11 protein-coding genes are annotated in these 11,427 nt (G+C 44.1%); 7 read left to right on the top strand and 4 right to left on the bottom strand.

Annotated features, from left to right (window positions below; all coding sequences use genetic code 11):
* The first annotated feature begins 570 nt into the window (after positions 1-570).
* From G7Y46_RS07225 to G7Y46_RS07215, 3 genes are read left to right on the top strand one after another with little or no spacing between them, the layout of a single operon-like run.
* Positions 571-894 carry a type II toxin-antitoxin system MqsR family toxin gene (locus G7Y46_RS07225; protein ID WP_277424170.1) on the top strand — a complete coding sequence of 108 codons (324 nt, stop codon included), beginning with the start codon at positions 571-573 and terminating at the stop codon, positions 892-894.
* A 10-nt stretch (positions 895-904) separates the two neighbouring features.
* The gene (locus G7Y46_RS07220; RefSeq protein WP_165253637.1) at positions 905-1,513 is read left to right on the top strand and encodes a type II toxin-antitoxin system MqsA family antitoxin; all 609 of its coding nucleotides are present in this window, start codon (positions 905-907) and stop codon (positions 1,511-1,513) included.
* The gene (locus G7Y46_RS07215; protein ID WP_165253635.1) at positions 1,513-1,962 is read left to right on the top strand and encodes a hypothetical protein; all 450 of its coding nucleotides are present in this window, start codon (positions 1,513-1,515) and stop codon (positions 1,960-1,962) included. The genes G7Y46_RS07220 and G7Y46_RS07215 overlap by 1 nt, the downstream gene beginning before the upstream one ends.
* A gap of 707 nt (positions 1,963-2,669) precedes the next feature.
* Here the strand turns inward: G7Y46_RS07215 and G7Y46_RS07210 are convergent.
* Positions 2,670-3,335, bottom strand: a complete 666-nt coding sequence (locus G7Y46_RS07210; protein WP_165253633.1) for a hypothetical protein — start codon at positions 3,333-3,335, stop codon at positions 2,670-2,672.
* Between the two features lie 354 nt (positions 3,336-3,689).
* On the opposite strand from G7Y46_RS07210, the gene G7Y46_RS07205 reads away from it, so the two are divergent.
* Both G7Y46_RS07205 and G7Y46_RS07200 read left to right on the top strand, forming a co-directional pair.
* The gene (locus tag G7Y46_RS07205; protein WP_165253631.1) at positions 3,690-3,983 is read left to right on the top strand and encodes a sodium:proline symporter; all 294 of its coding nucleotides are present in this window, start codon (positions 3,690-3,692) and stop codon (positions 3,981-3,983) included.
* Entirely contained in the window at positions 3,976-4,245 is a 270-nt protein-coding gene (locus G7Y46_RS07200) for a sirohydrochlorin cobaltochelatase (RefSeq protein WP_165253629.1), read from the top strand. Before G7Y46_RS07205 ends, G7Y46_RS07200 begins: the two co-directional genes overlap by 8 nt.
* A 78-nt stretch (positions 4,246-4,323) precedes the next feature.
* Here G7Y46_RS07200 and G7Y46_RS07195 read toward each other — a convergent pair whose 3' ends face one another.
* From G7Y46_RS07195 to G7Y46_RS07185, 3 genes are all read right to left on the bottom strand, one after another.
* Positions 4,324-5,589: an MFS transporter gene (locus tag G7Y46_RS07195; protein ID WP_165253627.1), complete on the bottom strand. Its 1,266-nt coding sequence runs from the start codon at positions 5,587-5,589 to the stop codon at positions 4,324-4,326.
* Positions 5,590-5,785: 196 nt separating this feature from the next.
* Positions 5,786-6,523, bottom strand: coding sequence for a 4Fe-4S dicluster domain-containing protein (locus G7Y46_RS07190; protein ID WP_165062598.1), 738 nt, complete (start codon positions 6,521-6,523; stop codon positions 5,786-5,788).
* Entirely contained in the window at positions 6,523-9,012 is a 2,490-nt protein-coding gene (locus G7Y46_RS07185; RefSeq protein WP_165253625.1) for a molybdopterin-dependent oxidoreductase, read from the bottom strand. The genes G7Y46_RS07190 and G7Y46_RS07185 overlap by 1 nt, the downstream gene beginning before the upstream one ends.
* A 418-nt stretch (positions 9,013-9,430) precedes the next feature.
* Between G7Y46_RS07185 and G7Y46_RS07180 the strand changes: the two genes are divergently transcribed.
* Positions 9,431-9,886 carry a VOC family protein gene (locus G7Y46_RS07180; protein ID WP_165253623.1) on the top strand — a complete coding sequence of 152 codons (456 nt, stop codon included), beginning with the start codon at positions 9,431-9,433 and terminating at the stop codon, positions 9,884-9,886.
* A gap of 164 nt (positions 9,887-10,050) precedes the next feature.
* Positions 10,051-11,325, top strand: coding sequence for a Fic family protein (locus G7Y46_RS07175; protein ID WP_165253621.1), 1,275 nt, complete (start codon positions 10,051-10,053; stop codon positions 11,323-11,325).
* Positions 11,326-11,427: the final 102 nt, after the last annotated feature.

The raw sequence follows: 11,427 nt of genomic DNA, 5'->3' as shown, positions 1-11,427 counted from the left end.
GATTACTCTATACGCATCGCAGACACACTGATTCTAGTTTGTGGGAGCTTGCATCTTGAACCGACTGATCACATCAAGATCAGCCCACCAACACAGTTTTGAAAGGAATCGAGAAATCGACCCTAAAGAGGAACTCACGAATTGCCAAAACAACAGAAAATGAGGAAAGCCGTAAAATTACAATTATGTAATATAGAGAATTTGAAGTTTGCTAATGTATAAAAATGATAGTTATTGGGCGTTCAACAAAACTGTGTTGGTAGATCACTCAAATATATATTCTGAACTGATAACTTATATAAATTGTAAGGTACGAACAGAGAAATCAAAGGATTTTGGTAGCTTTTAAGCGCCCATTATCAGAGCTCCAAGTTATTGGGTTTTTCCGAAACCAGTGTTGGATATATGCTAAAAATATTAACGGTCGGACCCAAAATGGAGGCAAAAAGTGACAAAAAACATCAGATTCAGAAAAGTCGGCTGTGGTGGTACTTTCTTAATAGTGAAATAATTGTCGACTAGTTGATATAAATTTAGCATCATGCTAAATTTATACATGTGAGGTGAACTATAGGAACTGGTCCAAAATATGATCTTCAAGAAGTGAAGCGACTTATTGCTAATGATGATTTTACTGTTATTAGCAGAGTTAGGGAATTCGTGCGCACTCGGTATCCTGATATGTATGTGACAGAGGTCGTAAAAGAAGTATTTGATGCCATGCGGTCTGAGGGGTTTTACAAGACTCTGAAATTGGACAAGTTTCCTGGTCAAGTGGGCGATGTCTATCATGTCGATTATGACGACACGACATGGTATGTAAAATTCATGGTAGAAGACAGCGAAGTGAAAGTTCGTGTTTTATCGTGCAAGTGGAATGGATATCCATATTGAAGGAGATAGTATGAAGTGCATGGAATGCGGCAAGGAGATGTTGCGCTCCTTAGATCCTATTCAGTCTGTCTTTAAGGGCGAGACTATGGAAGTCAAAGGGGTGGAGCATTGGAAATGCGCGTCTTGCGGTGAGGTTGAATTTGAGAGTAAAGATCTTGACGCTCTCGATAAAGCCGAAAATCAAATCTATCGTGAACTGCATGGTTTATTGTCTCCTCAGGAGATAAGATCGCTTCGTTCTAGTTATGGATTGAAGCAAAATCAATTCGAGCAGATGCTAGGAGTAGCTTCACCAACTGCTAGTCGATGGGAAACAGGTGCTGTTATACAATCAAAGACAGCAGACAATCTCATGCGATTGATGAGGGAGTTTCCGCAAGCTGCTAGTCTATTGATTGCCAATGCGGGTTTTGAGATGCCTAAGATGGATATAAATGACAGTTTTTCGAAAAATGAGGAACCAAGTTTCTGTGTTCGATGGAATATTCCGGCAAGTTCGTGGGCGTCGTTTGTATCTGAGAGTAGGTTTCATAAGTCCGCTACAGCTAACATGAATTTTCCGCATACTAAGCAAAAATACGAGCACATCAAACCAGGTTCATTGATTGAGGCTGCATAATGGATATTGAATCTTTTTTGAAATACGACGCTTCGCATCTGATTCATTTTTCTTTTGATATTAGGGATCTTATTGAGAATTGTGATGATAAGCCAGCAATAGAGGGCGCTGAGTCTAAGTTAGACATTAATCGAGGTTTAGCTTTCAATCGCGATGGCGATAGGCTTCTCTGTAACGGTTCAATAGAAGTAACTTGGGTGGTTGTTTTTCAGGGAGAGCGAGGTCCAGCAGAATTCAAGGCAAAATGCGGCATGATTGGTGGTGCTTCGTGTGAATATGACGAGGCTCATGAAGATGTTCTTAAGGGCATATTAGCACCGAATCTAATTGTCTTTATATGGGGAAAGATTCGTGATTTGATAGAAATGGCATCGTTAATGTCGCCGTTGGGAAAGATGACGCTTCCTGCTATTAATCCTGCAGCATTACTTGATGATTCAGAGGATTAAGGATTGGTGATAGTTTCAAGAAACATGATATGAGGTCAATTAAAGAACTTGATTTGCGGTCTTTCCAAAACCAGTATTGACGATAAGTTCAAAACATTAACTTGAATAGGCGTTTTATATGTAATCTAAGGCAGCACTAGCACTCTAAACTAAAAATACAGTGCTAGTTGTTGCGAAACTTGATGTATTACACTTTTCTAATCTTGCGAAAACTGAACTATTTTCGTAGTCATTGGGCAAGCGTGTGGATATGTATGAGATGCTAAAGAATAATACGAGAGAACTAATGGCTAAGAAAGTGGAATTATCCAGAAATGACTCCGAATAAAGGAACCATTTCTGGATTGATAGTTAGCGAATTTTCTTAGTGATTATGTATGAGTTCGCAGCAGTAGTAACACCCATCACTGTGTTCGTAGCGATATTGCTTTGCTTTGTATAGCGCCTCATATTCGTCTGTACAATACCCTAAATCTTCGCAGTGTATTGGACTGGGAAGGTGATTGCAGGTCAATCTGTGTACTTCATGATAACCACGTCTGTCTACTTCAGAGTTTACAATGAACTTTTCCATATCTAGAGTCCTTTCGTTTATGTTCATTTATTTATGGAAAGCCCATGCGCTTTAATATGAATTGCGATAAAATCAATTTTGTGGAGTGTTTTATCACACTAAGGGGTTTCCTCGACGCATGGGCGGGGAAACCCTAATTTGCGACATTCATTAAATCACCTCTTTTCGGTAGTTTTTCCAAAATGCTAATCCACCGGTAAACATCAGAGATTTCGATATGGTAGTGCCCGCGCTTTGGTTTGGTTAGAATTCCGTTTTCCAATAAAGCCGAAAAAACAATCTCGACATAATATGCAGGCCATGCACTTGGCATCGACTCTTGTATTTCTAGCCGTGTGAAAAGTTCCTTAACGTGTCCAGTTTTCTCAATGGCAATCATAATTTGCTTTGCTATATCCATAGAGACACTCTTCATCCATACACCGGCTTCTTCCGTAGATCTTTTGGATCCGATTTTGTATAGACGTGAATTATCGACGAAAAAGACAGGCAATTCAGTTTTTAGTTGACTTTCTAAGAATGCTTTTCCGCGATTGATGACACTATCATCTATTTCGTTTAGACGCATTTTTGCAATAGGGGTTTTATTGGGAGATGCGAAGTCACTGTATGCCGTTTTATCGATTGCGGCAAGTCGGTCACTGATTCCCTGAATATTTGACGCTTCTTTTAGGAGGTCGGCAATTCTTTCATCGGGGAATGTCTTATGCGTAACAAAACATGCGATAGCATCACGAAGACTCTCTTCGGTTTCATGCAGCAAGGTGATGCAGTTTATGAGGCTAGAGTTATTGTTCATGGTTACTCCTATCGCTATGCTGAACACTATAGCATTAGACTGCGAGTGTGACAAGACCATGACTGCGAGTGTAAATATTTAAATTGTGTTACTGAGTTTGCTGGAAATAGAATTCTTGCTGAATGCTGCATTGAATCTAATTTGTAGGATGTTCTTTTTGCAATGTGCGACATCAACCTTAAGGAGCATGAATGGGGCTTGACCAAAATCGAAAATGTGTTTGCCTTGGTTCTGTAGGGTGTGTTTATTGGTGGTTTGATTAGATTTATAGCTAGGAAGCCTTTTTGCTTAAAAATGGATATAATTAAGTTCGTAATTAAGTATGATATTAGGTTCCTAATAAGAGGAGTTGCTATGCCTGCAATATATCCTTCTACAGCTTTGAAAAATCAACAGCGGGAAATTAAAAGCAAGGCTGACAACGAAATTGTTCATATTACAGAAAATGGTTGGGGTAAGTATGTGTTCATGTCGGAAGAGGTTTTCCAGCATGCAGTAGACCAAGCGGTTCAGGATGCTATCTACGAGCAGCGCATGACTGATGCTCTACGAGAATCTAGACATGATTTTTACGAAGGGCTTTACTATTCATCGCGTGAAGATTTGCTTGCTGCTGTTGCGAAAAAGCGCGAGGCTATAAATGCCTAGACTAGAGTTTTCTGAAAGATTTGCGAATGATTTAGCTATGGTTACTTCGCCCAAGGTTGAATCAAGGATATTAGAAGACCTGGATAATATCGAAATGTTCGCTGAATTTGGTAGTGCTAATATTCCCATGTCTATTCGGGAAGAATTTGGTGACGGTGTACGCAAGGTGGCTAATAATCCATTTGATTTGGTGTATACGTTTTATCCTGAACTAGATCTTATAAGAATTGAAGCCTTAATTCCTCAGAGAGCTGCATGGTAGATACGCTATAGATATAACAGTGGAACGAGAAAGCACAAGAAAGCGTCGCTTTTCGTTCCACTGTTTTACGCTATCGCATTATTTAAACTTACATACAACAATAGACAACGTACCGATAAGTCCAATTATCAGCATGGCAATTCCAAGGGTCATCCACTGGTCTGATGCTGGTCCAAGCAGCATTGGGGAAATAAATGTTCCCAAAAACTGTCCAAGACTTTGCACCAACATAAGTACACCCATGCCAACTGAAGCAAGTTTTGGCTCAGCTAGAACGCCATTAAACGATGTAAGACACATCACCGGAACGCCCAAGCCCAAAAGACCCATCAAAACAGCGCCAACCCACAGCATGGCATCGGAGCCTGTAAGCATTAGGAATGCGCAAGGACCCATGGCTAGCATGCCTATTATGTACAGAGGTTTGCAGCGACCCAATCTGTCTGCCAGAGAGCCAAATGTTGGTGAGGCTATAACAGCAAGCAGCATAGGAAGCGTGCTGATAAATCCGGATACTGTTGGGTCTATACCTTGAAGTTGCATCCACGTAGGCGAGAAAGAAAGCACAGCCATCAGCACCATGTTAAAGGCTAGGAACGTAAAGAAGAACAGCAAAGTATTAGGCTTGAAAAATGTTGCATAGCTTACTTTTTCTGCTGCGTGAGCTGCTCTAATTTCGCCAGCGCCAGCGCCAGCTTCAACCCCAGCCTCAGCCTCAGCCTCGATGCCGGCAATATCGACCTCGCTAGCAGCAGAAGCCTCGCCATCCGGCAGCTTCACAAATACGATTACGCCAACGATAAAAACAACTACCGCTATTGCATAAATAATCCAAACGCCCATAAATCCTGTAGCGGAGAATAGCGACGGGGTTAGCGTGCCACCTACTACCGAACCTAGGCATACCCAAAGTGCCCAAATTCCTGTGGCGGAACCTATTTTGTCTGGTGCAGCATATTTTTGCACGGCAAGCGGACCGCAAATGGTTACGAAGATAAATGCCACGCCTTCAATGCCGCGCGAAATAATAAGCATTAAGCTGCTAGTTGAAAATGCGCCTATAAGCGAGCCAACCGCCATAATAGCCGCTGCTGCAACTAGCATGTTCTTGGGACCGAACTGCTTGGCAAGCATTCCTGTTGGTAAGGCAAGCACAATCCCAACAAACGTGAAGATGGACATAAGCCATGATGCACCGTCTGGGTCCATACTGAACTGTTCCATCAGGTTTGCCATAATTACTGGCACTTTGAACTGCGTTGTGGCGATTGCAGTACCGAACAGCAGCAATGCAACTGCTATAAGAATCCAATTACCATATCTTTGTTTTTTAATTTCGGACATATTAACTCCTTCAATACACTAAGGAAGTCATGCGAAGGAAAACACAGAGTAAAAGCTGCGAAGCAAAAAGCAAAAGCAAAACCCGCAAAGTGAAAATTGCGCAATAAGCGGTTCACGGCAATTTACGCGAGCTAAGCGATTAACACTAGCGGTGTGGGGCGGCTAAACCAAATTGCCGCCCCGAACTTTTGAGCTTTTAACCCTGATTGTTAGTGGTATTAAGCATGACATCTTCTGCGGTGGCGTTTTTCATGATAAGTTTGTTGCGTCTGATAACACCGTCTTCCGGCGTAATGTCTTCGGCATTCGTAAACACCGGCGGCAGATCTCCCCTCTGCATACTCAACTTAATAGCCTCGTCTGCATCGTATGGCAAAAGTTGTCTTTTATCCCCGATAGGCTTGGCTATCCATGCCGGTTTTGTGGTCGGTGCAGGCATTTCTTCTAACTGAGAGCAATCTCCATATTTTGCGCGAAGTTCATCAAGGGGACCGAAGTCCAGCGCGCGCATTGGGCAGGACATAACACACTCGGGAAGATAGCCTTTTTCCAAGCGATCGATACACATGGTGCATTTGCTCGCTTTTTCAGATTTATCATCACTTGCGAATTTGATGGATCCGTAAGGGCAGGCGGCGAAGCAGTTGCGATCGCCTTCGCACTTTTCTTTATCTATCAATACGGTGCCATACTTGTCATCTTTGAAGATTGCACCGTGAGCGCAAGCACCGATACAAGCTGGTTCCTCGCAGTGGCCGCAAGAGAAAGCTAGCTCATGCAGGCGCACTTCGGGAAATGTTCCAACTTCCCATTCATATACACACATCCACTTTTCAGGACCGGGCGCTATGTCATTCCAGTCTTTGCAAGCTATTGAGCACGCTTGACATCCGTAACAACGCGTTTGGTCGAAAAAGAATCCATATTGTGTCATTATTCATCTCCTCCAAACTTCTTGATCTGCACTAGACCCGCAGTCAAAAGTGCTCCAATGATGTGCGGGAGATGCGTATCGCCGATAAGCAAATTACAGTTTCCACCTTGATCGACACCATAGGGCATCTTGTCTGTTACTTCCGTTGTGTCAGGGCGATACCATGAACCGTGGTGTATAGATACAGTACCGGGAATTGTGCGGGAAGTAACAAAGGCAGGTATGCGAACTTCGCCTAATTCGTTGTATACGCTGCACATATCGCCGTCTTTGATGCCACGAGGTACCGCGTCGGCTGGGTTGATCCACACCGCATGTTTGTATACATCATCGCGCATCCATGGATTTTTATCGTTAGACGAATGCTGACGATAAGACGTAACAGGCGTTACAAGTGAAAGCGGGAATTCGCCGGTCTTTGGATGATAGTAACTATCGTTGGCGGGAACATCTTGGTACTTAGGCTGCCAAACCGGGTAAGTGTTGAACTCGCCGCGGTATTTTGTCTGAGGCAGCGGGTTTTCCTTGATGTAGTTTGAATCGAATTCAAACTTACCGGAAGGAGTAATAAACGGACTTACACCTGCTTCTATGCAGTTCTTGAATGGATAGAACGGCTCTTCCATAGGAACGCGAATAATGGGGTGCTTAACGAACTCTTCCCAAGGTAGGGGCGTAATGCCAGCTGCGGCAAGCATGCCGTAATCGTCGCGTGCCCAAGTTTCGTATCCCTCGCGATAAATCGCTTTAACGCCTTCAGTAAACTCTTTAGGGTCGTCGTATTGGCAAAGTTTCGAGCTGTATTTCTCGCCAATACCCAAGCGTTTTGCTATCTGCATCCATACCCATTCCTTAGGGCGAACTTCCTCAGGCGGTTCTACTGCTTGGTCGCAATACACGAAGTAGTTGCGCATGCCGCAAGGTCCTAAGAACATACGCTCGTTACCAAAGAAGTATGTGTCCATGGTTTCAAACTGATGGATAGGTGCTGGAAGAACAATGTCTAGGAACTCTGCGGAAGGCTGACCCTCATGCCACTGCCAACCCCACGAGAAATCCATAGATGCATAACCGCGCATGCGCTTATTCACATTGTGCTGGTTGTTCGCATAATTGTTGTCCATGATAATCATGTGAATGTTTGGTAGAGGTGAATCTAGCGGTGCGCCGATGCGACGGCGATATTCCTCTTCGGGCATTTCGCCAGCATCGTATAGAGGCCTGCAATAGATAGCTTCTGTAATCTTGTTGTTATTGCACACCACTGGTGGGAAGAATTCGGTTGGAGCGCGACCCCAATCTAGGTTCGGTGGAATCACGTGCGGCATAGTAACAAGAGAGCATCCCGACTCGCAGCCGCCGGGGCGAGCAATATTTCCGGTCATGGCTTGCAGCAGCATAGCGCCTGCACCGGCATAGTCGCCCAAGTTGCGCTTGGAAACTGAATAATGTACCTGCAGATGAGCTGCTTTTGCGTTGCCGTAAAGGCGCGCGAAAGCGAGGATAGTTTCAGCAGGAATGCCAGTAAGCGGTGCTGCCCACTCTGGAGTTTTAGGTTCGCCGTCAACTTCACCTACTACATACTTACGCCATGTTTCAAAACCTACAGGTTCAACATATTGATCTACAAATTCATGGTCATATAAATCTTCGGTGTAGAGCACATACGCTATGGCTAACATTAAAGCCATGTCGGTGCCGGGGCGAATAGGAATCCACTGATCTGCCAAAACTTCGCAAGAAACCGTGTAGCGTGGCTCTATGCAAACAACCTTGCATCCGCGTTCCTGAGCAAGCTTCATGTAATACGGAACTGCGCCAAACCATCCGACTAAAGGATCAAATCCCCAAAGTACGATAAGGTCGCTGTTCAGCAGGTCTGGAGCCTCAAAGCCCGGATACGATTGAGACGTGCCGTTAAACATTATGTCAACAAGGTCTACTCCGGCAAAAAATTCTTCACCCGCATGTCCGCCAGAAGTAGAATGGTCGCCCCATGTTGCCAGCGCGCCGCGCAGCCATGGAGCAAGAGGAAGATCGGAATGTTCAAAAGCGGAATATTGGCAATAAGCGATTGAGGCATCCCCATATTTGTCGCTTACTTCACGCATTTTTTCCGCGATAGTATCAAGCGCTTCCTCCCATGAAATGCGCTCAAAATGTCCGTTGCCAGCGCCCTTGCCTCCAATGCGTTTCATTGGGTATAGCAAACGACTCTCGGCGTACAGTTCTTGTCGCCATGCGTGACCCATAGGGCATCCACGCATCTGAATCATGCCTTGATTGATGGCTTCATCGCCTACATCCTCACGGGCGTTGTTTGGATGGATGGAGTCATCAGGCTCGATTGAAATTATTTTATTGTCCTTTACGGCGCACTTCATGATGCAGCTTGCATCCCAGCATCCGTTGTTCACGCATGTTGTATAAACATGGTGAACCCCTTCATGACGCTCGGATAGCTTGCCGACGATTTCTTCTCTACCCATTTCTTCTCCTCTCTTTTTTAGTCCGGCGTTTTTTGTCGAACTATGTGTGAAAAGGTGGTCGAGATGATTAGTTGGCCTATCTTTTGTATTGAAAAGGGATTCGCAGAACATACTTGGGCCCCCTAGTTTGCTCTGCGAATTTATTCGACTTCTATCACCATAAGGAGGCAAAAAGACCTTCGCAATATGTCGTTAAATAATGTGCACACCTATTCGCTTTTGCCTTATAAACCGCAACAGGCAATCTGAAGAGCGGGGTGGAATATTGCTGTTTAAGCAACAGACCGCAATACATAAAAGGACTTTTGGTAAATCGTAAAAGGCACCTTGTTTGGCGCGTATTATCTAGGATAGAGGTGGTCTGCGAATTGCCTATATAGGCTATATAGACCAATTAGGAGAATGGGGTGAATTGAGAATGCTGAAGAATCTACATCATGGTGGTATATACTGTAATAACATAGATGAAACGATCCTCTGGTACGAGAATCTTGGGTTTGAACTGCTATTTAAGACGCAAGCAATGGAGGGCGATAAGCCGCTATATATGGCTTGGATTAAAGCTGGGGATAATATTATTTTAGAATTGCTTGAGCAGGAGGATAAAGAAACACTAAAAGGGGCAGCATCCACGCAGAATCACATCTCATTTCGCGTGGATAACATGGAAGCCTTCGAGCAGAAACTCAATGAACTTTCCATACCTATTGAAGCTGGTCCATTTGCAACTTCAATAGAATTTGACCGACAGCTAGACGATTCAACAATATTTTCTGCTTATGGGGATAAAGGCTTGAATCTAATAATCATGTTTTTCCGCGGCATTAATGGAGAGCGTTTTGAGGTTGTACAGGATAATATAGGTGCTCTTTAATATGTGTGCATCTATTTGTTCGCTTTTTGGATGAGTATTGGGCGAATCCTAGATAGGCTGATCGTTTCTTATTGTAATTGCTGCTAGTTGATAGGTACTGTTAATCGTTGGGCGAGTATTTGCCTTAAAGATTTGCTGTAGGCAATCGCGTGATTGGTGTCCAAATGGTTACTGAAGATCCATTGAATGCTGTTCATGAAGCTCAAAAACCTACTATGGGAAGCGTTTATTCGCCGCGTCCTTTCAGTAATCGGAATTTTGTTTTTCAGAACAAAACACTTGGCACTATGGCTGATGCTGAAATTAAGTATGCGCGTATTGACGAACGTAGTGTTCGCTACCCATATAATCATGCGCTGCGTGTTTTGCTTGCGCATTTGGAGGCTATGGCTACCATATGCGTTGATGGTACCGCACCCGATATTGAAACCATGCTTCTTATAGAGGCAGAGGCGTTGCGGCATGCGAAACGCTATGGCTACGATTCTGCGCTTTCGTGCGGCAAAATAGCAGGCGATAATACTCAGCGCGCGTCGCAAGCAGCTGTGCGCTATTGCGCCGCTATTCAAGATATAGCTTGCGGGACGGCTAATTTCACATTCGATCGCAATACTTTGTTGCGCCTGCATAGTCAGATTATGTATGAAGAAGGGGAGCAGGCAGACGAGGAAATGCACTTTCGCGAGCAGCCCTATCGGATGCGCATGGCTTTTTCTGGGGTTGTAAAGAACATATATATTGCCCCGGAACCAGATCGCATTCCCATGCTTATTGATGATCTGATGAGTTTTTGCAACGGAAACAATCTTTCTCCTACTACTCAAGCTGCTGTTGCTCATTTTCATTTAGAAGCAATTCGACCGTTCAAAACTGGTATGGATCGCACCGGACGCGCTTTTGCCCACATGATTATGAAAAGGCGCTTGTTTTATAACCACATAATTCCTCCAATAGCGGTTGTTCCCGCTATGAATGTGCGCGACCATGCTCAGCTTTTGTTCCCTTATCGGGCGAATAAGCCGTTCAGCGAGCGAGAAGCAGCTATGGCTCTTGATAGATGGACATTTCATTGTGCGGAATGCATGGCTTTTTCAGTTAGCCTTGTCCGTTCGCTTATGGATCAGATAACCGATATGGAAGAAAAATGGCTCAGGCGATTGCCGGGCATGCGAAAGGGAAGCGTGATCGACCTTGTTTTGCAGGAACTTCCCGGAAAGCCAATAATTACAGTGGCTACCGTGATGGATGCTACCGGTAAAGGATTTTCGGCGGCTAATGATGCTATTCATCAACTTGTAGAAGCCGAAATACTTAGACCTATGAACAAGAATACTCGCAATCGGTGTTTTGAATCGCCCGATGCGCTCAATATGGTTAAGTCGCTATCGGGAAAAATTATTCCGACTGAGCTTATTTCGCGGGAGTCGGCGTTTCGCTGATGCTTTTAGTATGCATGTTGCGCATAAAGATAGCTGGATGAAGAACTAAACGATGAAGGGATAACGCATGGTTTATTGCTGCGCAATAACATTATCCCTTCG

Source organism: Adlercreutzia sp. ZJ304 (assembly GCF_011039075.1).
Taxonomy (GTDB): Bacteria; Actinomycetota; Coriobacteriia; order Coriobacteriales; family Eggerthellaceae; genus Adlercreutzia_A.
The sequence above is the reverse complement of the archived record's forward strand: the minus strand, read 5'-3'. Positions and strand labels throughout refer to the sequence as shown.